At 38.5% G+C, this 23,617-nt stretch carries 23 protein-coding genes and 1 pseudogene; 5 read left to right on the plus strand and 19 right to left on the minus strand.

The window, feature by feature from the left end; all coding sequences use genetic code 11:
* Window positions 1–193 precede the first annotated feature (193 nt).
* A complete protein-coding gene (locus I6F43_RS03470) occupies window positions 194–2,200 on the minus strand; it encodes a motility associated factor glycosyltransferase family protein (RefSeq protein ID WP_197101020.1) in 2,007 nt (668 codons plus the stop codon).
* Between the two features lie 338 nt (window positions 2,201–2,538).
* Here I6F43_RS03470 and fliS point away from each other — a divergent pair, with 338 nt between their 5' ends.
* Together fliS and I6F43_RS03480 are read left to right on the plus strand one after the other, a co-directional pair.
* The gene (gene fliS / locus I6F43_RS03475) at window positions 2,539–2,940 is read left to right on the plus strand and encodes a flagellar export chaperone FliS (protein ID WP_197101022.1); all 402 of its coding nucleotides are present in this window, start codon (window positions 2,539–2,541) and stop codon (window positions 2,938–2,940) included.
* Window positions 2,941–2,948: 8 nt separating this feature from the next.
* Window positions 2,949–3,248, plus strand: a complete 300-nt coding sequence (locus I6F43_RS03480) for a hypothetical protein (protein ID WP_197101031.1) — start codon at window positions 2,949–2,951, stop codon at window positions 3,246–3,248.
* A gap of 144 nt (window positions 3,249–3,392) precedes the next feature.
* Here the strand turns inward: I6F43_RS03480 and fliD are convergent, their stop codons facing one another.
* The 18 genes and pseudogenes from fliD to I6F43_RS03565 form a co-directional block, all read right to left on the minus strand.
* Window positions 3,393–4,790 (minus strand): flagellar filament capping protein FliD, encoded by a 1,398-nt coding sequence (fliD, locus tag I6F43_RS03485; RefSeq protein WP_197101035.1) that lies wholly within the window; start codon window positions 4,788–4,790, stop codon window positions 3,393–3,395.
* Window positions 4,791–4,849: 59 nt separating this feature from the next.
* Entirely contained in the window at window positions 4,850–5,275 is a 426-nt protein-coding gene (locus I6F43_RS03490; RefSeq protein ID WP_197101036.1) for a flagellar protein FlaG, read from the minus strand.
* A 153-nt stretch (window positions 5,276–5,428) separates the two neighbouring features.
* Entirely contained in the window at window positions 5,429–6,067 is a 639-nt protein-coding gene (locus I6F43_RS20315; protein ID WP_442960235.1) for a flagellin, read from the minus strand.
* A 459-nt stretch (window positions 6,068–6,526) separates the two neighbouring features.
* Window positions 6,527–6,934: pseudogene (locus tag I6F43_RS20320) on the minus strand (flagellin N-terminal helical domain-containing protein); the annotation flags it as partial.
* Window positions 6,935–7,204: 270 nt separating this feature from the next.
* Entirely contained in the window at window positions 7,205–8,707 is a 1,503-nt protein-coding gene (locus I6F43_RS20230; protein ID WP_197101046.1) for a flagellin, read from the minus strand.
* A gap of 261 nt (window positions 8,708–8,968) precedes the next feature.
* Window positions 8,969–10,222, minus strand: a complete 1,254-nt coding sequence (gene flgL, locus I6F43_RS03505) for a flagellar hook-associated protein FlgL (protein WP_197101048.1) — start codon at window positions 10,220–10,222, stop codon at window positions 8,969–8,971.
* A 2-nt stretch (window positions 10,223–10,224) separates the two neighbouring features.
* Window positions 10,225–12,228, minus strand: a complete 2,004-nt coding sequence (flgK, locus tag I6F43_RS03510; protein ID WP_197101050.1) for a flagellar hook-associated protein FlgK — start codon at window positions 12,226–12,228, stop codon at window positions 10,225–10,227.
* Between the two features lies 1 nt (window position 12,229).
* Complete coding sequence (gene flgJ, locus I6F43_RS03515) at window positions 12,230–13,246, minus strand: flagellar assembly peptidoglycan hydrolase FlgJ (protein ID WP_197101052.1); 1,017 nt, start codon at window positions 13,244–13,246, stop codon at window positions 12,230–12,232.
* Window positions 13,247–13,416: 170 nt separating this feature from the next.
* Window positions 13,417–14,511 (minus strand): flagellar basal body P-ring protein FlgI, encoded by a 1,095-nt coding sequence (locus I6F43_RS03520; protein ID WP_024589963.1) that lies wholly within the window; start codon window positions 14,509–14,511, stop codon window positions 13,417–13,419.
* 11 nt (window positions 14,512–14,522) lie between these two features.
* Window positions 14,523–15,206 carry a flagellar basal body L-ring protein FlgH gene (gene flgH, locus I6F43_RS03525; RefSeq protein WP_002959418.1) on the minus strand — a complete coding sequence of 228 codons (684 nt, stop codon included), beginning with the start codon at window positions 15,204–15,206 and terminating at the stop codon, window positions 14,523–14,525.
* A gap of 16 nt (window positions 15,207–15,222) precedes the next feature.
* The gene (gene flgG / locus I6F43_RS03530; RefSeq protein ID WP_002959420.1) at window positions 15,223–16,011 is read right to left on the minus strand and encodes a flagellar basal-body rod protein FlgG; all 789 of its coding nucleotides are present in this window, start codon (window positions 16,009–16,011) and stop codon (window positions 15,223–15,225) included.
* Window positions 16,012–16,032: 21 nt separating this feature from the next.
* Window positions 16,033–16,776 carry a flagellar basal body rod protein FlgF gene (locus I6F43_RS03535; RefSeq protein ID WP_024589964.1) on the minus strand — a complete coding sequence of 248 codons (744 nt, stop codon included), beginning with the start codon at window positions 16,774–16,776 and terminating at the stop codon, window positions 16,033–16,035.
* A gap of 157 nt (window positions 16,777–16,933) precedes the next feature.
* Window positions 16,934–18,304, minus strand: coding sequence for a flagellar hook protein FlgE (gene flgE / locus I6F43_RS03540; RefSeq protein WP_197101054.1), 1,371 nt, complete (start codon window positions 18,302–18,304; stop codon window positions 16,934–16,936).
* A 59-nt stretch (window positions 18,305–18,363) separates the two neighbouring features.
* Window positions 18,364–19,044, minus strand: coding sequence for a flagellar hook assembly protein FlgD (locus tag I6F43_RS03545; protein WP_007581861.1), 681 nt, complete (start codon window positions 19,042–19,044; stop codon window positions 18,364–18,366).
* Window positions 19,045–19,057: 13 nt separating this feature from the next.
* A complete protein-coding gene (gene flgC, locus I6F43_RS03550) occupies window positions 19,058–19,489 on the minus strand; it encodes a flagellar basal body rod protein FlgC (protein ID WP_007581860.1) in 432 nt (143 codons plus the stop codon).
* A 5-nt stretch (window positions 19,490–19,494) separates the two neighbouring features.
* Window positions 19,495–19,902 (minus strand): flagellar basal body rod protein FlgB, encoded by a 408-nt coding sequence (flgB, locus tag I6F43_RS03555; RefSeq protein WP_010553246.1) that lies wholly within the window; start codon window positions 19,900–19,902, stop codon window positions 19,495–19,497.
* Between the two features lie 145 nt (window positions 19,903–20,047).
* Window positions 20,048–20,878, minus strand: a complete 831-nt coding sequence (locus I6F43_RS03560; RefSeq protein WP_007581859.1) for a CheR family methyltransferase — start codon at window positions 20,876–20,878, stop codon at window positions 20,048–20,050.
* Between the two features lie 20 nt (window positions 20,879–20,898).
* On the minus strand, window positions 20,899–21,831 hold the full coding sequence (locus tag I6F43_RS03565; protein ID WP_007581858.1) for a chemotaxis protein CheV: 933 nt from the start codon (window positions 21,829–21,831) through the stop codon (window positions 20,899–20,901).
* A 140-nt stretch (window positions 21,832–21,971) separates the two neighbouring features.
* On the opposite strand from I6F43_RS03565, the gene flgA reads away from it, so the two are divergent.
* The 3 genes from flgA (at window position 21,972) to flgN (ending at window position 23,500) form a co-directional block, all read left to right on the plus strand.
* The gene (gene flgA / locus I6F43_RS03570; RefSeq protein WP_007581857.1) at window positions 21,972–22,679 is read left to right on the plus strand and encodes a flagellar basal body P-ring formation chaperone FlgA; all 708 of its coding nucleotides are present in this window, start codon (window positions 21,972–21,974) and stop codon (window positions 22,677–22,679) included.
* Between the two features lie 76 nt (window positions 22,680–22,755).
* A complete protein-coding gene (flgM, locus tag I6F43_RS03575; RefSeq protein WP_007581856.1) occupies window positions 22,756–23,076 on the plus strand; it encodes a flagellar biosynthesis anti-sigma factor FlgM in 321 nt (106 codons plus the stop codon).
* Window positions 23,069–23,500, plus strand: a complete 432-nt coding sequence (gene flgN / locus I6F43_RS03580) for a flagellar protein FlgN (protein WP_007581855.1) — start codon at window positions 23,069–23,071, stop codon at window positions 23,498–23,500. The genes flgM and flgN overlap by 8 nt, the downstream gene beginning before the upstream one ends.
* Window positions 23,501–23,617 lie beyond the last annotated feature (117 nt).

Raw genomic sequence — 23,617 nt, forward strand, 5'->3', positions numbered from 1 at the left:
TCAATACTTTAATTTACTTTTTGTTATAGTTCGATCTGAATTGAAAAAAGTTCCGATTCAATAAAACTGTAAAGGCATATATTTAACTGTCAATCTTGTTGGTATTTTTTATAATTATCTTTACTCATTTAATCACCTTATTAATATTAAATAACACAGATACACCTGATTAACACTAAGCCCAATAATATTCTTAAACCTTAGCTGGTTTATTGTAATTTTCGGAAAACTCTATATAGATATCATTTAAATGGTTATGAAAAGCATCTATACAAACATTGATGAATTCTGCTCGGGAATCTAAATCATTAAAGTAATACGTATTTGCCATAATATATGTTTGAAAGTATCTAAAAGTACCTTGAATCAGCCAGTACACATCTTCATTATTATTATGAGTATTAATTAACAGCTGGTTCTGCCGATAAAAAGCATCGGCAAGCTGCTCTCTTGTTTCAAAATAAAATGAAGTAATCCCAATTAGTTGTTCTAATATATGCTTAGATTTGTGTTTTAATTCAAAACTTGCCGTATTTATGTTCTTTTCTGATAAACCATCTAAAGATGAGGCTGAATCTAATAGCTGTTTAATTTTTTTATGTTTATCTACAAATGCATTTTTGATTTTTATATCAGACATTCTTTTTGGCTCAGCGAGCTTTATATACGCACCATCTGTTGTATTATATACTTTTAGTTTAGGTTGATGTTTTAATAATAATTCCATATTAAATTTTGACATATCAAAATGTGAAGTAGAATAAACTTCTTCTCTGAAATTCCCTTTTACACGTATTTCACCTTGCATCATATCTTTTGTTTGCTCTTTGTATTTAAAATCTTTGTCGTAATAAATACTATCTTTTGCGTGGTGTGTATCTGTAGAAACAAAACCAAAGTCTGTACCAATCAAATATATTGTTTTAAAACCAAGTTCAGCAGCAATTGCCAAAGCCGCATTCGATACCGTTGGATTAGTAAACATAGGGCATGCATACTGCTTTTTTCTATCTAAATATTCAATTAATCGTCCACCAGCATCGTTGAGTTTATTCAGTAAAAATGCCGATTTAAAGCGTTTCAATATCTGATCAAAAACAGTATTGAGGGCAACTATATTTAAATCACTTAACTTAATATCAACTTCCCTTGTTCGTTCAACAACTTCAACCCACTCTAATAGCTGTGCAGTTCGTTCCATTTCAACATGTATATCGGGTTTAATATTATTCACTAGTAAAGCTTTTAGTGCTGTACCACAAGATATAATAATAATATTTTTTTGATTTTCTTTTAAAAAATCAATCGCCAAGTCCAAAGAAGGTCCGTTGGCCACAATAAATACGGGAGTATCTTTTAGTTTGTTTTTAAAGCTACCGGCTTTTTTTATCACTGGAAATTGCGCTGTTAAATTAGCTATTGTATGGGAAACTCCTATAATTTCATCTTCAAAAAAGCCCCAACCACCATGCCAACGGTGCCCAACCTCTTTGATTTTTTTTATTGCCTCATCTATTGAATCGCTATTATAATGTTTAAAGTAGTGAATTACACTTGTATTAAAGAAACCTTGCATAGAAAGCATAGAGCCAATTTCATTAACAACATCATGCTTTGTCCCCCCCACTTGAATTCTAAATACCCCTCCATTATTAAGGCACTTATTAAACAGCGGTCTTAACTCAATACAATGTAATAAAGCATAAAAAGTACTAGGTGTTTGTTCGTATAAAAAAACATTCAATACATTTTTTTTATTCAAGAGCTCTTTAATGTGGTAGCCTAACCCAGCTCCTAAAAAACATACAAAGTCTAATTGCTGCTCGTTTGCAGGATTATCTAATTTCTCCCCACCATGTTCTAATCTCACATTATTAATAGATTTAAGTAAGGCTGCATGCTTAAAAACAATATTTTCGTCATTCGAATGCTTTATCCTGTAGTGAGAATAGACAGGACTTTTTAAAAACTTACTAACTTGTTTTTTTGCAAATTCACGCGGATTTTCAGTGTAAGAAAATCTACCATTACTGTATAGGTTTTCATTCCCTTCATCGTCAATAACTACTCCCGTATCAGTCGGTTGGAAATCTTTAAACATATCAAAGATCTGTGGCATTTTTTCTTTTAGTAATTCTAAGTTTGCTAACAAAGTTGCTTTGAGCATCATTTTTTTTAATTCACTTTCTACTGTGTTCAAAATACACTCCAGTTTTTCATTTGATTTGTTGAGCTTTTATCAAATTTTATCACTAAGCTAAAAATTTGATATGACTGTAAACTGACAGTTCACTACCCATTTAAAGCATTATGCTTTATTTTAAATAAATGTTTAATACCTTAAGAATAGGTCTGATATAATAGTATCTATATAGCCTCACGCAATTTATGCGCCAATTTTTATTTGACGATGTTTATAATTATATTAAGTTACTTATGTGCCGATTACTAAATACCACCAAAGTACTTGGCATTATTTTTGCTTTATTTGGGTATTGCATCACACAATTTTAGTAATATAAATTTTAGGATTCCCCCATGGCTCATATCTCAGTAAAAAAATACGGTCAAGTTCGTGCTAGTAGTATTGCCGAAATGGCGCCATACGAACAAATAAACCTTATATTTAGTAATATTATCGGCCGTTTAGCTGCAACAAAGGGATTTATTGAGCGCAAGGAAATACAAAAGAAAGGTGAAAACATTTCAGCCTGTGTTTTACTATTTGGTGCCCTACAAGACGCTCTTAATTTAGAAGTAGAGCAAGATCCTAGTATTTCTAACAATTTATTGGCACTTTACGATTACTGCCAACGCCGTTTAACACAAGCTAACTTACATAACGATATTGAAGCAATTATTGAAGTATCAAGTATTGTTAAAGAAATTAAAGAAGGCTGGGATAATATCCCATTAGATCAACGTAACCCTGCGGTTTAATTTAAATTATGGATTCGCAAACACCAGTAAGCAATGCTGAGCAGATACAAGCATTACTTAGTAAAATTGAAGTGTTAGTAAATGATGATAATGCAGACGAAGCTCAGCCTTTTTTAGACACTTTAAATACTAAACTAAAGCAATGGTGCGAAAGTAGCGAAGGTCCAAGTACAGAGCAATTAGAATTAATTCAGCTTCGTATAAATACCATTTTAGTTAAAGCGAATAGTGCCAAAAACGAATCATCAAAAGCTATTATTAAACATAAAAAGTCAGGAAAGGCGATAAAAGCTTATAAAAACACCTAGTAAACAGACCTAATAAACTACCTTTATTCTAACTAAATACATGGCTATAGCTTACTATTTGAATCAAAGAATAATACACAAAAAAACCGCTAAATTTAAACTTAGCGGTTTTTTATTAAATCTATAATATATTTAACTCAGTTATTAATTTGATTGCCTAACTACGCCTGGCATGTTTTCTAATTGAGCTTGAACATAGCTGCTGGTGTTATTAAGGCTAGCCACTAATAAATCCATCGCATTATATTGAGCGTATAAACGAGATGATAATGATTCCATTTTACTGGCAAGGTCCAAGCGATCATCATCTAAATCATCTAGCTGATTTGTTTTACTGTCTATTCGGTTTTGAATAATACCATCGGAATCTGTATAAAAACTCATTAGCTCATCAAACGACTGTGCAAAGCCATCATCGTCATCACCTACAAAAAATTGCTGCACTAAATCTACGTTTGCATCTATTTGCTCATCTAGTGTTTCTGTATTTAGCGTTAAAACACCGTAGCGGTCTGTTTCGACACCTAATTGCGAAAGTGATAATGAGTTGCTATTACCTAAATCCACGGAATCGGTAATCTGTTCTCGTAATTTAGACATTACACCACGTAGTAACGAGTCACCAGCCATAACACCTGCACCATCAGCTGAAGTACCTAGATTATTACTTAACTCTAAAAGCTCATTGTAGCTTGATATAAAACTATTTAAGCCTGCTTGTATATTATTATTGTTTTCAGTAACTACTATATCGCTGATATCGTCATCAACACCATGTGCTTTTTTAGCTGTTATTGTAATACCGTCAATTACATCAGAAAACTCATTGGATGAACTACTAACCGTAAGGGAGCCATCTATAGTAATTGAAGCATCTGTTGCAGCAATAATTTCAGATGAATTTTGAACTCCAGCAGAATCGAAAGCAAGACGAGATAAGCCGTTTGTATCAGTATTGTCACCATCAATATCTGTTACTTCTACTTTAATTTCATTTGCAAGGCCGCTATTTTTGGCAGCAAGTACTAAATGTTGGCCGGTATCGTCAGTTATTATTGTTGCGTTGATGCTATCGTTATCATTACTATCATTAATTGCATCTCTAATTTCACTTAATGTTGCAGAATCCGATACTTCAATATCAAAGCTACCATCACCAGAGCTAAGAGTTATGGTGCCCTCCCCTACAGCTGTGTCCGCATCAAGTGCCACTGAGAGTATTTTATGCTTTGTAGCAAGGTTGTTAACCTCTACGGAATAACCCCCAGGTTGTGCATCTTCATTAGCACTTAATTGTACAAAGCTATCACTACCAGATGAACTACGCTTTTGATAATTGTCTGCGTCACCTAATACTTCCATAGCGGTTTGAACCTGCTGTAACGCAGACTTTAAAGCGCCCACAGCAGAAATATCCGTTGTTAAATTAGCTTCTTTAGTATTTAAACGAGCTTCAGCAGGAGCTTGCTCAGCATTAACTAATGCATCCACAATATCTGATACAGCTAAACCAGAGCCTAAACCATTGAACGAAATAGACATACTTACCTCTTAAATACTCAAAAATAAACTAACTTAGTATTAGTAATTAGAACTACTCATTAAACTGTTTGATCAATTAAAATACCAGCTGATTCAGATAATTTAGATACTAAGCTCAATACTTCCTCAGAAGGATATTGTTTAATAACTTCGCCACTGTTTTTATCAAGCACTTTAATTACATCGCGGCCTGAATCTTCATCAACTTTAAATTGCAAACTTCGGTTCATTTCGCCCATAAAGTCCTGCAATTGTTGCGCCATTTGTTCTAGCTGTTCGCGCTCTAACGGCTGAGCTTTTTCATCTTGGTTATTATTGTTATATTGATTTTGCTGTAACTTTTGTTGATTTTGTGCATCCACCTGCTTTACATCATCAACCGCTCGCTCAGTTAAAGAGTGAGCAGCTTGTCCTGTTTGCTTATTATCACCAGCAATGGGAACCGCTGATGTAGTAACCTCTGCGTTTGAAGTAATTGTATTCATAACAGATTCCTATTTTTCACTTAATTAAACCAACAATAGCTTAGTTTAAATTCTTAAACCACAAAAGGAGGTAGCTAAAGCCACCTCCTTTTTTACAACTAATACTGACTTTATGTACTAGCTTGCTACTATTAAGCTATTACTTTTAACTTATTAACCTAATAAGCTAAGTGCTGTTTGTGGTAACTGGTTCGCTTGCGACAAGATTGACGTACCTGCTTGTTGCAAGATTTGGTTCTTTGTCATCTCTGCAGTTTCAGTTGCAAAGTCTGTATCTTGAATACGGCTTCGTGATGCAGATACATTTTCAGAGATGTTAGCCAAATTACTAATAGTGTGGTCAAAACGGTTTTGAACCGCACCTAGACTAGCTCGCTGTGAATCAATACTTGCAATCGCGTTATCAATAATTGCTAATGCATCTTGTGAACCTTTCTGACTTGTAATATCAACATCTTCTACATTTACAAGTGTGCTTACTTCCTCTGTTGTCGCTACCGCAGCCAAAGTAGCAACACTTCCTGCAACGCTAAATACCTCTGAAGAATTTAGTTGTACGGTACCTGTTACAGCAGCACCACCACCTGCAGCCAGTGCAGTAGCTGTTGTGGTATCGTTGCCATCGTAAGATTGGCCTGTAAGTGTTATACCAACAGCTGAAGTTGAGCTACTTTCAGCTAAATCTGTTAACTCAATATCTGCACCAGTATTATTTGAAATTGTAAGTTCACCATTTTCAACTGTAGCTGTTACACCATGATCATCTGTTTTAGCATTTATGGCTTCAGCCATTGCTTGCTTATCACCTTCTGCAGTACCCGTCCCAACGTATGAAATAGTTGATTCTTTGCCAGCATCTAAGCCTGCGCCATCTAATTTAAAACTGATAGTCTCATCTAACTCACCTGGTGTACCGATATCAATGGTTGCCTCTGTTCTTGCTTGAGCAGATACACCTGTCGAGCTATTATAACTATTTATAGAATTTGCAATCTCTTCTGCTGTTGCCTCATCGGCAATAGTCACTGTTGCCTCTTCACGCCCTGAAATAGTATAAGTACCAGTACCAACTCCATTAGAGGTGCCCGTTGAAGTAGCTGCCTGCGTTTCACCCAAACCAGCTGTATCACCTTGAAGGTTAACTTGGTTAGTACCAATTTTGTTAGCAGCTACACTTGAAAGTGATACATTAATAGTTTCGTTAGCATTTGAACCAACTTGGAATGACTTAGAACCAAAGCTACCATTTAATAATTGCTGACCACCAAATGATGTCGTTTCAGCAATGCGTGTCATTTCAACTTGTAGAGCTGATACTTCTTTTTGTAATGCTTCACGATCTTCAGTTGAGTTTGAACCATTTGCAGATTGTAGCGCAAGTTCACGCATACGCTGTAAAATACTGGTTGATTCGCTCATCGCACCTTCAGCTGTTTGCGCCATTGAAATGCCGTTATTTGCATTACTTTGCGCTACTGATAAACCGTCGATTTGAGACGTTAAACGATTCGAAATTTGTAAACCAGCCGCATCATCTTTTGCGCTATTGATACGCATACCTGATGATAGACGTTCCATCGAAGTAGCTAGGTCAGAACCTGATTGAGATAAGTTACGCTGAGCGTTTAGTGAAGATACATTTGTATTTACTGAAATCATAATAGAACTCCTGATTACTTTCGTAATATTGCTGTTTAAGTTTAACCAAGAGCTGTCACAAATGTATGCTCAGCTCCTTACTGATTAAGTTAACGGCAGGAGGTTTATTATCTTTAGAAATAAATTGAGTTATTTAAAATAAAAAAGTTAACGCTTTGTTTTATAATAAAAATAATCACGAGCTAATAGGTATTAATTTGCTAATGTCAAATAAAAAAAACGCACTTCAAAAAAGTGCATTTTATATTCAATTATATATAAAATCAATAATTAACCGCCTAATAGACTAATTGCGGCTTGAGGTACTTGATTAGCTTGCGAGAGTATTGAAGTTCCCGCTTGTTGCAAAATTTGGTTTTTCGTCATTTGTGCTGTCTCTACCGCGAAGTCAGTATCTTGAATGCGACTACGTGATGCAGATACATTTTCAGCAATATTAGCAAGGTTACTAATTGTATGGCTAAAGCGATTTTGAACAGCACCCAAACCGGCACGTTGAGAATCAATATTAGCTATTGCTTTATCAATTACCGATAGTGCATCTTGAGAGCCTTTTTGGCTTGTAACGTCAATATCTGCTGCGTTCTCTAGAGAGCTTGTTACCTTTGTCGCAACTGCATCAACAAAAGTAGTAGCTGTTGTTGCAAATGTATCTGATGAATTTAATTGTATAGCACCGGCTATTCTGGCAGAAGCTAGAGTAGCACTACCTGTTGTGAGTGTAACAATATCACCAGCAGAGTCCTCATCATAACCTTGAGGTGTTATACTTAACCCTGAAGCAGCACCTCCTGTAAACTCAACAATCTCAATATCAGCACCAGTATTATTTGAAACAGATAAAACACCATTATCAAGTATTGCTGTAACACCGTGCTCGTCTGTTCTGCTATTAATAGCTTCAGCCATGGCTTGTTCGTCCCCTGTTGCTGTACCTGTAGCAACAAATGATACTTTTTCACCATTCAATTCAAAACTTACAGATTCACCCGCTGTTGTTTGAGTACCCGTAACATCCAGCTGTGCTTCTGTCCTTGCTTGAGCCTCAACACCAGTAGCACCCGTTACTTGGTTTATTAAATTAGCAGCTTCTTCAGCACTAGCGCCATTTGGGATAACAACAGTAGAGTCTTCCCTACCTGAAATAACCAAGTTACCATATGCAACTGTACTATCAGCTAACGTACTCCCAGTACCAGAAACTTCATTTACTTGACCAAAACCATCGACACCAGCTGCAGATTGCAGGTTAGTTTGATTTGCACCGATTTTTTCTGCTGCAACACTTGAAAGCGATACATTTATTGTTTCATTTGCGTTAGCGCCAACCTGAAATGTTTTACTACCGTAACTGCCATCTAATAATTGTTGTCCACCAAATGAGGTGGTATCGGCTATACGTGTCAATTCAACCTGTAAAGCTGATACTTCTTTTTGCAGCGCTTCACGATCTTCTGGTGAATTAGATCCGTTTGCTGATTGAAGTGCTAGTTCACGCATACGTTGTAAAATACTTGTTGATTCACTCATTGCACCTTCAGCTGTTTGCGCCATTGAAATACCATCATTAGCATTTCGCTGAGCAACGGCTAGGCCATTAATTTGTGACGTCAATCTGTTTGAAATTTGTAGACCTGCGGCATCATCTTTTGCGCTATTGATACGCATACCTGATGATAAACGCTCCATCGAAGTTGCTAAGCCTTCGCCTGATTTAGATAAGTTACGTTGTGCGTTTAGTGACGACACATTAGTATTTACTGTTAATGCCATTTTACCATCTCCTAGGTTTAAACAGAGTGTGGTTCAACACGATTTAACAGGAACCACTGTTCGATAATTTCTTATAATAAGAAAAGCATTTACTGTGCCAACTTTAATTTGCTTTTAAGCTATTGTTTTTAAATGGAAATATATAATTTATTGAATTGTAAATAAAGAGTGAAGTTGTTTAGAAAGGAGTGACAATTTTTTGCCGCTTTAAAGTGGGTAAAGCGGCAAAGTATTTCTTATTATAATCTGTTTATAATCTGCTTATAAGTAATCGAATAATGAGAGGTTAGTTAAACGGCCAAAAGTAGCTTGCGATGCTTGCAGTGCCGTTTCTTGTTTGGTTAGTTCGCTAATAGCTTCTGCCATATCAACTTCAACTAAGTTAGAGCGATTACTTTTATTTTGAATATCGAGCGCTAAGTTTGAATCACTTACTCTTTCAAGTGCGTTCATACGCCCACCTAAACTTGCTTGGGTAAACACAACTTGCTCACTCGCGTTTTGTAATTGCACTAGGCCATCAGCAAGTACTTGCTGAAAGTCATCACCTTCAAGTGTGCCATCGTTAAGGCCGGTAATAAGTGCTTGCAATGTGTTAAGTACGTTTTCTTTGCCTGGTTTTTCAAGGCTAAAATCGAGTTGACCTGGTGCTGTGCCTTCAAATTCAATCGTCATACCTGCAAAATCGATAGACTCATCAGTAACTTCACCTGTTACTGCAGGGATTAGTGCTGCGCCATCTCGGTATATTTCGTAAGTTTGTGGATCTGTTGCTGTAGCACCTGGGCTTACTAATACACTATATGTATTTGCTGTTGCTGAAGCTGTTGGGTCTGCGTTGTAATTTGCTTGATGAAACTTATCAAACTCAGCTTGGCCGTCAACATATACACTTGCCGCTGCAATAGAGCCTGAAACACTTGCCGTGTTAGATTCTACATTTAATCGCGCGTTAGTTTTTTCAAACGTATCAAAGCCGTTATCACTCGCTTTAATTGATACACCTTCAGCTATAGTTATTTGGTGCTGGCCCTGGTCGCCATTATAGGTGTACTCACCCGCTGCAGAATCAAACTGATACGGCTGCGTGCTGTCTTGGTATCCTGAAAATATGAATTTTCCGTCTTCTGATCGGGTGTTCATTAAGTTAGCTAGCGTTTGTTGAATGCCACTAAGTTCTGATGCAATCGATTTTAAATCGTCTTTAGTGTACGCACCATTACCTGCTTGAATAGTGAGCTCTTGCGCTTGTTGGATATTACTATTTATACTTTGTAATACGCTTTCTTCAGTTTCTAGCCTGCCGGTAAGCTGATCGATATTTTTAGTGTATTGCTCATTAGTTTGTATTTTATTTGAATACAACATAGCTTGCGAAATAGCAGCTGGCGCTTCTGAGGTGGTTAAATACTTTTCACCTGTTGTTACTCGCTCTTGAGCATTTGCAACACCTTGTTGGTTGTCGAGTATTTTATTTATGTTGTTTTGGTACATTAAATTATTTGATAAACGCATAATTACCTCGCCGCATTTAATAAGGTGTCAAAAATTTCTTGAGCTGCTGCTAAAACTTGTGCTGATGCTGAGTATGATTGCTGAAAACGCAGTAAATTTGCAGCTTCTTCATCAAGGTTTACACCCGATAGTGATTCGTACCATGCCTCAGACTGCTCTGCTAATGCATTAAACGCACTACCGCTTGTGATTGCTTGGCCAGTTATAACACCTATTTCACTGACTAATCCTGAATAAGCTTGGTTGAACGTTTTATGGTTGTCGGCCGTTGCTGTTGTTTCTACATTTAAACGGACTAACTCACCATTTTGTAAATCAGCTAATTTTAAACCATTACGGTTATCATCAAAGCCGCCTTCGTTAAACTCAAGTGTAAAGGTGTCGCCTGTTGCTGGTGTACCTTCTATATCAAAATCGAATCCGTAGGTATCAAATGGAGCACCCGCTTGCGATAACATTCCTTTTGCAGGAGGCGTAATAGTAAAAGTATTCGTTCCGCTATTATCAGTAATTTGATATTCGTTAGCATTACCTGTTTTAACAAGCGTTATTTCGCCGTTCGTTAAGCTTGGTGTTGAAGTAAATCCACCGGAGGTAACACTTGTTACTTCTCCCGCTGAAATAGCAGCGGTACCTATATTATTTAAATCGTTAGCAGTACGAATAGGCGATGCTAGTGCTAAATCTTCTGCGCGCCCTGTTGCAAGTGTAATACTTGAAGCAGCATCTGAATTAAGCTTTATTTGAAACTGATCACCCTCAACACCTGCCCCAGATACATTTACTTGAAGACCAAATGATTCGCCTGAGGTTATAGTCGATGAATCAATAACACCTGTCGATATATCAGCAAGTGAAGGCTGCCCTAACGGATCGCCTTTGTTATCTATAGGCTGAATACTTACTTCATTAGCATTAGCTGTATAAGTAATAATAAAGTCACTGGCAGGTAATTCACTGCCTTTACCGGGCTCTACCGTTGCAGTCATACCGGCAGTACCCGTGTTAGCTTGATACGCATAAGCGCCAACGGTAGGTATATTAAAAATATTACCCCCTAGCTGGCCCGTTGCATCCATACCCAATTTGTTTTGTTCGTTAAATGCATCAGCTATCGCTAAGCCCATTTGGCCAATTTGGTTTTGCGCAGGGACTAATATGTCATCTCTAAAAGCAAGTAAGCCGCCAATTTTGCCTTTAAGCTTACTTACATCAACTTCAAGCGGCACTGCTTTGCCACCATTAACGTCAAGCGTGAATTCTTTAAAATTAGGATCAGGGTCGCCCGTCATCGAAAATAAGTTAAATGCGCCATTTTGCATAACAACCGCTTCGCCTGTGCCCATAAAAACGAGTTTTTCGCCATTTGGACCATCAAGCGTTTCTATGTCTATTAGCTCTGATAAGTCGCGTATTGCTTTATCGCGTTCGTTATATGTAGAGCTGGCATCTGCGGCGTTATTAGTGCCATTAACTGCGGCAATATTTTGATTTAGCGTGCTAATACTTTGAATGAGTGAGTTTGCTTCATCTGAAAATATTTCGAGCTGCTCGTTCACTACACTTTTTTGATCAAGCACGATGCCCGAAAGCCTATCCATTTGATCAATTAAGCTTTGCGCATCTGTCATTACTAATGAGCGGGCAACTGTAGATGACGGTTGATTTAGAGCTTCTTGCACGTTATTAAATAAAGAGTTAATACCAGTCGAAAGGTTGTTCGACTCTTCAGAAAAAATAGTATCAACTCGATTAGCCTCAGTAATAAACTGATCGAAAAACGATTTATTAGAGGTGTCACGATTTAGCTGTGACTGAGCAAACTCGTTTAGTAATCGGTATGTTTCGCCCCGCCCCACTTGGTTATCAACCATAGTAGTAAACTCTGTACGCTCGCGCACATAGCCTACGGTATTTACATTGGCGATATTTTTACTTGTCGTTTGCAATAGCTCCGAGCTTGCTCTAACCCCAGAACTGGCAATGTTTAATAAATTAAACGACATGTTACTCTACTCCTTGGCGGATCACGTTTGCCGCAATGTCTTTTAGCTGACTGCTATTGAGTACTTTTTTTATTTTGCTGGCATAATTTGGATCGGTTGCATAACCTGCTTTTTGTAATGAATCTAAAAAGTCATTTGGTTTTGCTGTATTTTGTAATGCTTCTTTGTAGCGTGGGTTTTGCGTTAAAAAATCAACGAAGTCGTTCACGCTATCTTTAATTGAATCGTAGGCTCTAAAGCTGGCTTGTTTTTTAACGGGTGTGCCTTGCTCAAATTCAAGCGTTACTTTGCTTGCTTTGTCGCCTTCCCAGCTTTTATCTGACTTAATATTAAATAAGTTATTTGAGCTGCCACCGTCACTTTTATTAATAATGTGTTTACCCCAACCGGTTTCAAGTGCCGCTTGTGCAACCATTACCGCTGGGTTTAAACCAATTTTTTGCGCTGCAGTTTTAGCGTGTTCCCACACTGAACTTACAAACTCTTCTGCATTTTTAAATGTTGGGCTATCGGTTTTAGACTCTGCAGTATTAACCTTAGGCTCAGCAATATCGGCTTTAGTGTTATTAACGATAAGATCGGGTTGCTTATTTTTTTGCTCATGAGGAAGAGCTGATCCGACTTGCGTATCGCTGAAAATATCGTTGGTTGTTCTAAGCACCGAGCCCGGCATAAAGTTTTTAGACTCAGGCGATAACTGCTGAACAATTAAATCGGCAAGGCCTAACGAGCCATTTGATGAAAGCTCTGTAGAAAGTTGCTGATCGTGCATTTCTTCAAAAAACTTTACGCCACTTGAATTAAATGGACTGTCTTTATCTTCAAATGCTTCGTTAGCTTTGCGCATTCCTTTGAGCAACATTTGCGTAAAAATAGCTTCAAATTGTGCGGCCGCTTTTTTGAGCGCAGCTTTGGAAGCATCAGTTGATGCATCGCCACTCGTTAAGGCTTCTTTACGAAGTGAATCTAAGTTGCCTAAATCAAAAAAGTTTTGTTTATCGAGGTGATTAGTTTCCATCGGCTTTTTGACACAAAATGAATAATGTAGTTAAAAATGCAAAAATTGAGCCACTACCGATAAAACAAGGAAGATAAAAATAATAAACTTGAGTTGTTGTAAATAAAAGAGCTCTAGATCTTTGTTTAATAGATATAGAGCTTTGAGTGACACGTTACTTGCTTGAGTTTTTAAATAACGATCAACTGACCATTAATTGCGCCCGCTTCTTTTAGCGCTTCTAAAATAGCCATTAAGTCACCAGGCGCTGCGCCTACTTCGTTAATTGCGCGAACTAAATCGTCAAGACTTACCCCAGGGTTAAATACAAAAGCACGAGAGTCGTCTTGGTTCACATCAATAATGCTTTGCTGCGTGACAACTGTATCACCGTTTGCTAGCGGATTTGGCTGCACTACATTTTGCTGCTCAGCAATGGTGACTGTTAAACCGCCATGGGTCACTGCAGCAGGCTGTAGGGTTACATTTTTACCAATAACAATAGTACCTGTACGCGAGTTAACTATAATTTTAGCGGCCATGTCAGCTGGCTTAAATTCTAAGTTTTCGAGTGTCGATAAGTACGATACACGCTGGGATGCATCGCGTGGTGCTATGACACGAATAGAAACAGAATCAATTGCCTGCGCACTATTTGGGCCGACTAAGTCATTAATTGTTTTTTCTAGGCGTTTTGCCGTTGTAAAGTCTGGGCGGTTTAAGTTGAAGGTAATGTAATCGCCTTGCATAAACGGGCTTTCTACGGTGCGCTCAACTGTTGCGCCATTGGGAATTCGTCCAACTGTAGGAGTATTAATTACGACTCTACTTCCATCAAGGCCCTCTACGCCTAGGCCTCCCACAATTAAACTACCTTGTGCAATTGCATACACGTTACCGTCTACACCCTTTAAAAAAGTTTGTAATAAAGTGCCACCACGTAAACTGCCTGCACTACCAATGGAAGAAACCGTAATATCTATTGTTTGCCCGGGCTTTCTAAATGCGGGTAATTCTGCATGCACAGCAACAGCTGCAACATTTTTAATTTTAGGACTTTGAGTTGAAGGTAGCGTAATACCAAAGCTGTTCAACATGCCTCTAAAACTTTGTTGTGTGTATGAGTTTTGCTCGCCTGTGCCCGGCAAGCCAACCACTAAGCCATAACCAACTAATTGGTTAGAGCGTACGCCTTCAACCATAGACACATCTTTTATGCGCTCAGCACTGGCAGTAAACTGCCAACCTAATAACACAACTAAACATAAAGCTTTAAGGCTATTCATGTTGTTACCCTCTAAAATGGAAACAGCGAACTGCTAAAGAAACGTGTAAGCCAACCAGGACTTTGCGCTTCTTGCGTTTGCCCTTTACCTGAGTATTGAATACGTGCATTAGCAATGCGGTTTGATTCAACCGTATTATCGGCGCTTACGTCTTGAGGGCGTACTAGCCCTTCTAAACGAATAAACTCTTCGCCGGTATTAAGCGTTAGCCATTTTTCGCCGCGTATAACTAAATTACCGTTAGGTAAAACGCGCATTACATTAACCGAAATATCGCCTACTAAGCTGTTTGATTGGTTTGATTTTGAATCGCCCGTAAATGACGAATCGCTACCAATACCAAACTGAATACTATCGCCACCTATATTTACAGGTAGCCCACCTAAGCCAATCACTGGGTCTAAGCTTGCGTCGGTTTCTTTGTCTGTTTCTGTTTTAGCGGCTTTTGTTGCTTGAGTAGACTCTTGCAATTTAACCGTAATTATATCGCCAGTACGTAGCGCTTTTTTATCAGAATATAAGTCGTTTGATGTATGAGTATTAAACAATGAACCTGTGGCTACCAGCGGCTCTAAAATAGGCTCGGGGTACATAGGTGCGTAGTAAGGGTCGTCCTGCACTACTTCACTATTTTGCGTAGACATACAGCCACTTAAAAATAATGTGCCCGCTGCAAATAAAATAATATTACGCATAATTCCCCCTACTCTATTAAAGCTGTTGATTGATATAACTCATCATTTCGTCAACGGCCGAAATTACTTTTGAGTTCATTTCGTAAATACGCTGAGTTTCTATTAGATTTACTAGCTCTTCAGTTACATTTACGTTTGAAGTTTCGAGTGAGCCTTGAATAATGCTACCTAACCCTTCAACACCAGGATTACCTTGTACCGGCGCACCACTTACAGCGGTTTCGGTATAAAGATTTTGACCGATTGGCTCAAGACCCGACGGATTAATAAAGTCACTAATAGTCAGCTGACCAATGACCACGTTATCGGCTTGGCCTGCAACACGCACAGATACTTCGCCGTCTTGCGAAACCGTAATTGATTGAGCGTCATCAGGTACATTCATTTCTGGCTGAATAACATAACCAGCGCCGGATGTAACAATTCGGCCATCGCCATCAGTAGTAAACTGACCATTGCGCGAGTAAGCAATATTGCCATCTGGTTGCAGTACTTCAAAAAAGCCTTCACCAGAAATCATCCAATCTAGTGAGTTTTCGGTGGTCAACATGTTGCCTTGCGTAAACTCTTTTTGGTTAGCTACAACTTTAGCACCCGCACCTAACATTAAGCCCGACGGCATTTCGGTATCTTGCGATGAACGACCACCTGGTTGATTAATATTTTGATAAAGTAAATCTTCAAATATAGCGCGGCTTTTTTTGTAACCTACAGTACTCGCATTCGCTAAGTTATTTGAGATAACCGATATATCGGTTTGTTGAGCGTCTAGCCCAGTTTTACTGATCCACAATGCTGGATTCATAATCGTGTCCTCATTTTAAAGTTAAACTATGCGTAATAACTGATCTTGACGCTCGTCAATTTCTTCAGCTGTTTTCATTAATTTCACTTGTAATTCAAATTGGCGCTGGTGGCTTATCATGTCGACCATTTCGTGAACAGGGTTCACATTCGACATTTCAAGCGAACCACTTAAAACTTTTACATTGGCAGAGGTATCTACTGTTACATTTGCTTTTGGTCTAAATAAACCATCGTTGCCTTTTTCGAGCTGTGAGCTATTTGCTTCTACCACTCTAAGCGTGTCTATTTCTTCTAAAAAGTTAGCGGGAGCGCCTTGCGGTCGAACTTGAATAGCGCCATCTTGGCTAAACCCTATTTTTTCGACTGGAACGGGTAAAATAACAGGTCCCCCTTCGCCAATAACTTGACGACCGTGGCTGGTTACGAGCATGCCTTGAGCAGTAATGTTTAACGTACCCACTTTTGTATAAGCTTCATTACCGGAGGCATCTTGCACTGCAAGCCATGCGTTATCGCTCATCGCGATATCTAAGTCTCGCCCGGTTTGAACAATGCCACCCGATACCATGTTTGAACCCGGACGCTCTTGCATTGAAAATACACGTGTAGGCAAACCTTCGCCAAACGCTTGCATAGAACGTGCTTGCGCAAAGTCAGCTTTAAAACCCGTTGTATTTGCATTTGCCAAATTATTGGCTTTTAAAGCAAGCCCTTGTAGGCTTTGCTTAGCGCCAGAGGCTGCAATGTAGACCATTTTGTCCATAGTATCGACTCACATAAAAAATCTCTGAACTTACAAATGCAAAATAGATGCCAGATTAAATTTGACGCAACATTGAGAGGTATTTAGAAGGGCTTGCAAAGAGGACTTATAAAAAAGGCTGCAAAAATGCAGCCTAATATATTTAATAGGGTTTAGCTTATCGAATCTGCAAAATACTTTGCTGAATAGTTGAGTTAACTTCAAGCGCACGTGAGTTTGCTTGGTAATTACGCTGTGCAGTAATTAAGTCTACAAGTTCATTAGTAAGGTTTGTATTTGATTGCTCAAGCGCTGATGAGTTAATTCCACCAAATGTACCCGAGCCGGCTTCACCCGCTACAGGTTCACCTGAATCAATACTTTGCTTCCAGCTTGTATCACCCACTTGTGATAACCCTTGTGAATTTGGAAAACGTACCATAGCCACTTGGCCTAGGAATGTTGAGTCACCATTACTGTAAGAAGCGACAATTTTACCGTCTGTTCCTATATCAATTCCGGCTAAACGACCAACCGTTGAGCCATCTTGATCGAGTGCTTTTACTTCAAAACCACTTGAATACTGAGTTGGGATACGTCCTGCCGTGTTATTTTCATCGCGCCAGTTAAGCTCAATACCAGTACCTGGGAAGGTTGCACCATTGTCTAGTAATGTTGATAAACCAGCTCCAGAACCCGCTGGCAGTAATATTTCATCAAAAGTAGTTGTATTTGTATTTGCTACACCACCTGTTGTTGATGGTAAACCACTTGAGTTAAAACCAAGGGTGGTCAGTGGTGTATAAGGTGTCGTTGTTTGTTCTCCACCAGTTGTGCCATCAACTACTTTGCCATCGAGTGTTGCGTATACTTCCCAACTGTTATCTGTACCACCTGCTGCGGCATCATCTTCTTTAGCAAAAAAGTATTGTAAAATATGTGGTTCACCTAGTGAATCATATACCGTTGTTGACGTAGATGAGTTATAAGTACCACTAGACGTAGGGTCAAAATCTAGACCTGTTGGATCCGCCGTTGCATCTAAGTTAAACGATAAAAATACATTTTCTGTTGCGCGAGGTGAACCAGACGAATCAGGGATTTGAATTGGATCAGTTGTGCTCAAACTTACCGACGTTGTATCACCTGTAGATGAATCAACTGGGAATGCTTGTAAAAAGTTACCTTTTGCGTCAACCATAAAGTTATCTTGGTTAAGCTTAAATGCACCTGCACGTGTATATGTTAAATCTTGCGAAGATAAATCGTCGGTCATCGCAAAATAACCTTCACCAGTGATTGCTAAATCAAGTGAGTTATTTGTAAATTGTAGTGAGCCTTGATGAAACTGCTGCGCAACCATGGTTGTTTGCACACCGTCACCATTTTTAGTCTTACCAGAGCTAAATACTGATGAAGCGTAAACATCGGCAAACTCAGCGCGTGACTCTTTAAAACCTGTGGTATTAACGTTTGCAATATTATTTGCCGTTACGTCTAAATCTTTTTGCGCGGCAGCAAGGCCGGTTAATGCAATATTGAAGCTCATAATTCACCTCTAACCTGTTAGTCTGTGGCCTGCTAGCAGGCGAAAAATACTAAAATTTATTACGCGATTTCTGCTACATCTGTCAGCCTAACCGCACCTTCTTTAGTGTTAATAATAATGCCACTTGAGCCATTAATATTAACGCTTTCAATGTTCTTGAATGTAGCAATGGGCAAGCTTGAAAATTCGCCGTCAGTACTTCCTTCGGCGGTTACTGAGTATTCACCTTCAGGTAAACGCTCACCAGCTTCATTTTTGCCATCCCACGCAAAACGTACTGCACCTGCTGATTGAGAACCCATATCAATAGTTCTCACTAGCTGACCTGATGCATCAGTTACTTTAATTTTTAAGTTATCAACGGCTTCTTCTGCCACTGCCGAGCCTCTGGCATCACCCGTTTCATTTAAATCCAGGGTGTTTGACTCAAGTAAAGCTTGCTTGCCAACAAGTGTTGATGCTTGCAATGCTGAATTTGATGTCATAGAAGACGCTAAGCTATCAAAATTTGAATTTAAATCGCTGATGCCTTGCGCCATTGTAAAGCTGGTCATTTGCGCAATCATTTGATCGTTATCCGCAGGGTTACTGGGATCTTGAAACGATAATTGCTGAGTTAACAAAGAGAAAAAGTCTTCTTGTGTTAACGCATCACTCTCATTGTCGCTGGTCGCTACTTGCGATTCTTGCCAGCGTATAGAGTCTAAATAGGATGAAGATGTACTAATATCGTTACTCATAACCTACCCTCGGTTACCGCTGCCCTAGCAACAGTGTTTTACTTAGCATTTGCTTTGCTGCATCAGCAACTTGCACGTTTGTTTGGTAAGAACGAGAGGCAGAAATCATATTTGCCATCTCCTCTACAACATTGACGTTGGGTTTATAGATATAGCCATTTTCATCCGCACTTGGATGGTTTGGGTTATATTCAATTTGTAATGGTGCATTACTTTCAACAATGCCCAAAACCTTAACACCAACTGCGGAGCCCTGTTGGTTACTTACTGATGCTGAAGCCTTTGTTAGCTCAGCCGCAAATACAGGTTGGCGCGCTCGGTACGTTTTGTCTTGAGATGAACTAATGGTATTAGCATTAGAAATATTACTAGCTGTAGTATTTAAGCGAACGTTTTGTGCGCTCATACCCGAACCTGCAATATCGAAAACATTATATAAACTCATAATTTTTATCCTTGACTACCGAGAGCTTTATTCAGACCTTTGAATCTGCCGCTTAAAAATTGCAAGCTGGCCTGATACTCCATAGCATTCTGTGTATACAAGTTTCGTTCCACTTGTATATCAACCGAGTTACCATCGCCTGTATCTGATTGATTTGGCAAACGAAATGATTCTGAACTGCCCATACTATGAGTACCTCCACCAATGTGTTTATCATTAGTTCTTACCATAGTATTGCCGCTTTGCTGGGTTGACCTTGCCGCTTTTAAAGCTGAGGCAAAGTCTATATCTTTTGCTTTATAGCCAGGCGTATCAGCGTTAGCTATATTAGTTGCAATTAATTCTGCTCGCTGTGAACGGATCAACATGGCTTGCGGATGCACACCTAATGCTTTATCAAAACTGATAGCCATAACCTTCTCCAAAAAATTGACTTACCCATGAATAAAGCAAAAAATAAGCCATTAATATTAGGAAGTGTTATATTTTTATAAGACTATGTATCTAAATAGAAAAACGACGCTTGGTGCGTCGTTTTAGGGAAATGAATTAACTTAATTATTTCTTTTGGTAAATGATACCGGGGTTGCATCTAACCATATCGAACTCAGTACTTAAGCCAGTCAAGGACTCTGACGCTCCTAAAAATAAGTACCCTTTTGGGTTTAATGCTTGTGCAAACTGATTAATAATTTTAGCTTTTATTTCAGGCGCAAAGTAAATAAGTACATTACGGCAAAAAATAATATCAAATTTGCCCATTAACGCGTAAGAATCAAGCAAATTCAGGTGCCTAAAACTAACTTGTTTTTTTATTGTATCGTTTACTTGTGCCATACCATTGCCGCTGTCTTTAAAAAACTTTTTACGACGCTCTGCAGATAACCCTCTGGCAAGTGCAAGCGCGTCATATTCTGCATTTTTACACATATCAAGCATGGTATTAGATATGTCGGTACCAATAATTTGTGCACCCATACGAAGCACACCAGGTTGCTTAGTATTAAATTCAGCTACTGACATAGCTATTGAATAGGGTTCTTGTCCTGATGAGCTGGCAGCAGACCAAATTTTTAAAGGCCTTCTTAAGTCTTTAAACTCAGGAAAAAGCTTATTTTGGAGCAACTCAAACGGGTATTGATCTCTAAACCACAACGTTTCGTTTGTGGTCATTGCATCAACCACAGCGGCTCTTAATTGCCGCTCGTGAGGCCCGAGAGTTTTACTAACCAACTCCGATAAAGATCCCACATTAAATCGAGTCATTAACGGAGCAAGTCGGCTTTTAACTAAATACTGTTTGTTTTCACCTAAAACAATGCCGCATTGCTGCTCTAAAAACGAACGAAACTGGTCGTATTCACTTTGCTGCAAATCTTTATTATTCAAGTTAGTAGCACCTATTTTTGTTAATCACAATGAACCCACTTTTTAACCGCTGTTGCTAATTCGTCAGGGTTAAATTTAGCAATAAAGTCATCTGCCCCGACTTTTTCAATCATCGCCTGGTTAAAAACACCACTCAGAGAGGTATGCAAAATAACATGCAAAGGTGCAAGTTTGGGATCTGCTTTTATTTCAGCTGTTAAGGTATAGCCGTCCATTTCTGGCATTTCAACGTCTGAGATAAGTAACGCTACTCGCTCAGTAATATCGTTTTTACAATCAAGCTCTGCTATTTCTTTTAATCTTATAAGTGCTTCTTTACCATTTTTGGCAAGCTCTGTTTGCACGCCTAACGGCTCTAGGGCACGTTTAACTTGATTACGCGCAACAGCAGAGTCATCTGCAATAAATACGATACGTTCGCCTAAATCTTTTTGAATATCGCCACTTTGTGCAACTTCAGCACTTACTTCTGTGTTTACTGGGCAAATTTCGTTGAGAATTTTTTCTACATCGAGAATTTCGACTAATTCATTTTCGATTTCGGTCACTGCCGTTAAATATGAATAACGTCCGGCGCCTGATGGCGGTGGCATTATTTTTTCCCAATTCATATTTACAATACGTTCAACTCCGCCCACTAAAAACCCTTGCACAGAGCGATTGTATTCAGCAATGATTATAAAGCTGTCTTTAATGTTGTCGATTGGGCGCCCACCTACAGCCATTGATAAATCAATAACCGAAATGGTTTGACCACGAATATGTGCAACACCACGAATATACGGATTAGATTTTGGCATGCTTGTTAGTGGAGGGCATTGCAGCACTTCTCTCACTTTAAATACATTAATACCAAAACGCTGACGCCCTCTGAGCTTAAATAAAAGTAATTCTAGGCGGTTCTGCCCAACCAACTGTGTGCGTTGGTTTACTGAGTCTAAAATGCCTGCCATTCAAATCTCCTAAAGAAAACAAATAATACGGAACGATAATTGCTTTCTATTTATAAAGCTACATAACATCGCGGGTGCGTCTACTTTTTGACGCAAAATATTTATACCCTGTTTGAAACCATAAGCATAGTCGAAACATTATGAGTTTGTTAAAAAAAATCAGAAGATACAGTGTTTTTTATTTTGTTACTAGCTTGTGCTTTGTATTCCCTTTGCAAGCTAAAGTGTTTAGTAAAGATTTATTACAAGACATGGCCGTTGCTTATATAGCTAAGCAGATTGGTACATTGCAAAATACTAATACTCAATTAAGTGCACTGCCTTTAGATAGTCGCATTCCTGATCGTGTCTGTAATACTGAACTTGAATTATCAACATCCGATGAGCCACCATTTAACCGCCAAGTAACCTTACAAGCCAAGTGCAATGATGCGCAAACGTGGGCTCAATACGTTCATGTAAGAGTTGTTGAAATGGCTCCAGTTGTTGTTGCCACTGCTAATTTAACCCGCGGTGAAGTAATAACTAAATCGCATTTAAGTATTGAAATGAAACCAACTCACTTTGTACGCATACAGTACTTAGATGACCCCACAATGCTAATAGGCAGCAGAAGTAAACGAAATATTAGAAGTGGTATGCCAGTATTACTAAACCAAATTTGTATGGTGTGTAAAGGTGACTCTGTTAATATTTACGCTAACCTTAGAGGCCTTAGAATTAAAACCACAGGTATTGCTTTAGAAGACGGTACTTTGGGCGAACAGATACAAATAAAAAACAAAAAATCAGGTAAAGTTTTAAATGCGCGAGTAGATGGTGTAGAGTCTGTTCAAGTGAATATTTAATTTAGATTTATACTAAAGTATCCTACGTATATGCCGATAACATGGCATAAGTTGGGTAATATACGGGTTTATTATTATGGTTAATCAAGTTAATGGCAGTAATCAACAAGCTAATGCGTTAACAAATGCAAAGCAACAACAAGTTGATTTAAAAAAAGATAACGCAAATACACAAGCGACGCAGACTCCTTCGCCTAAAGCAGCAAGTGACTCTGTAAGCTTGACGCCGCAAGCGCAGCAATTAAAAACGCTTCAAGATAAAGCACAGCAATCGTCTGGCTTTGATAGCGATAAAGTTGCTGAGCTTAAAAAAGCAATAACCGAAGGTAAATATCAAGTGGACAGTGAAAAGCTTGCTAAAAACTTAGCTGATTTTGAGTTTAACGTGTATGGCTGATCATAATAGTTTAATTAGCGTAAAACTAAACCAACAAGTAAGTTGTTTAGACTCTTTGCACGCGCTATTAAACGACGAGCTTACTGCTATTGCCTCACGACGTGGTGCTGGTTTAAAAGAAATTACCCAACAAAAAATGTCTTTTTTAACTAAGCTAAGCACTCTTGATAAAGAGCTGAGTAAGCTAATTGCCAGTAACGACTCACAAAACCCTGAAATATCTGAGCTAATAAGCCAAGTTAAAACTCAACTTGCGCAATGCCAAAAACAAAATAATGTTAATGCTCATGCTGCCCGCCAAGCGCAACTAAGTGTTAAACAATTAAAAGAGATATTAATTGGCGCACCAACGTCAATGACCTACGACCAAGCCGGTAAGTCTGTAAATACCGAGAGTAAACTGGTTCGTAATTTAAAAGCTTAAGCCCAAAATTTTACATTAAAAAAGCCTTATTGACTTATCAATAAGGCTTTTTTAATGTCCTTTATTCTTAAATTTAGTTATAAATAATACCAATTCACTTAATTATGTAAGCCCCCT

The organism is Pseudoalteromonas sp. NZS71_1 (assembly GCF_015864305.1).
Lineage (GTDB): Bacteria > Pseudomonadota > Gammaproteobacteria > Enterobacterales > Alteromonadaceae > Pseudoalteromonas > Pseudoalteromonas arctica.

Bases quoted from the DNA above. Each gene is read 5' to 3' on its own strand.
- fliS (WP_197101022.1), top strand. From the start codon at position 2,539: ATGGCTCATATCTCAGTAAAAAAATACGGTCAAGTTCGTGCTAGTAGT.
- I6F43_RS03480 (WP_197101031.1), top strand. From the start codon at position 2,949: ATGGATTCGCAAACACCAGTAAGCAATGCTGAGCAGATACAAGCATTA.
- fliD (WP_197101035.1), bottom strand. From the start codon at position 4,790: ATGTCTATTTCGTTCAATGGTTTAGGCTCTGGTTTAGCTGTATCAGAT.
- I6F43_RS03490 (WP_197101036.1), bottom strand. From the start codon at position 5,275: ATGAATACAATTACTTCAAACGCAGAGGTTACTACATCAGCGGTTCCC.
- I6F43_RS20315 (WP_442960235.1), bottom strand. From the start codon at position 6,067: ATGGCTGAAGCCATAAATGCTAAAACAGATGATCATGGTGTAACAGCT.
- I6F43_RS20230 (WP_197101046.1), bottom strand. From the start codon at position 8,707: ATGGCATTAACAGTAAATACTAATGTGTCGTCACTAAACGCACAACGT.
- flgL (WP_197101048.1), bottom strand. From the start codon at position 10,222: ATGCGTTTATCAAATAATTTAATGTACCAAAACAACATAAATAAAATA.
- flgK (WP_197101050.1), bottom strand. From the start codon at position 12,228: ATGTCGTTTAATTTATTAAACATTGCCAGTTCTGGGGTTAGAGCAAGC.
- flgJ (WP_197101052.1), bottom strand. From the start codon at position 13,246: ATGGAAACTAATCACCTCGATAAACAAAACTTTTTTGATTTAGGCAAC.
- I6F43_RS03520 (WP_024589963.1), bottom strand. From the start codon at position 14,511: ATGAATAGCCTTAAAGCTTTATGTTTAGTTGTGTTATTAGGTTGGCAG.
- flgH (WP_002959418.1), bottom strand. From the start codon at position 15,206: ATGCGTAATATTATTTTATTTGCAGCGGGCACATTATTTTTAAGTGGC.
- flgG (WP_002959420.1), bottom strand. From the start codon at position 16,011: ATGAATCCAGCATTGTGGATCAGTAAAACTGGGCTAGACGCTCAACAA.
- I6F43_RS03535 (WP_024589964.1), bottom strand. From the start codon at position 16,776: ATGGACAAAATGGTCTACATTGCAGCCTCTGGCGCTAAGCAAAGCCTA.
- flgE (WP_197101054.1), bottom strand. From the start codon at position 18,304: ATGAGCTTCAATATTGCATTAACCGGCCTTGCTGCCGCGCAAAAAGAT.
- I6F43_RS03545 (WP_007581861.1), bottom strand. From the start codon at position 19,044: ATGAGTAACGATATTAGTACATCTTCATCCTATTTAGACTCTATACGC.
- flgC (WP_007581860.1), bottom strand. From the start codon at position 19,489: ATGAGTTTATATAATGTTTTCGATATTGCAGGTTCGGGTATGAGCGCA.
- flgB (WP_010553246.1), bottom strand. From the start codon at position 19,902: ATGGCTATCAGTTTTGATAAAGCATTAGGTGTGCATCCGCAAGCCATG.
- I6F43_RS03565 (WP_007581858.1), bottom strand. From the start codon at position 21,831: ATGGCAGGCATTTTAGACTCAGTAAACCAACGCACACAGTTGGTTGGG.
- flgA (WP_007581857.1), top strand. From the start codon at position 21,972: ATGAGTTTGTTAAAAAAAATCAGAAGATACAGTGTTTTTTATTTTGTT.
- flgM (WP_007581856.1), top strand. From the start codon at position 22,756: ATGGTTAATCAAGTTAATGGCAGTAATCAACAAGCTAATGCGTTAACA.
- flgN (WP_007581855.1), top strand. From the start codon at position 23,069: ATGGCTGATCATAATAGTTTAATTAGCGTAAAACTAAACCAACAAGTA.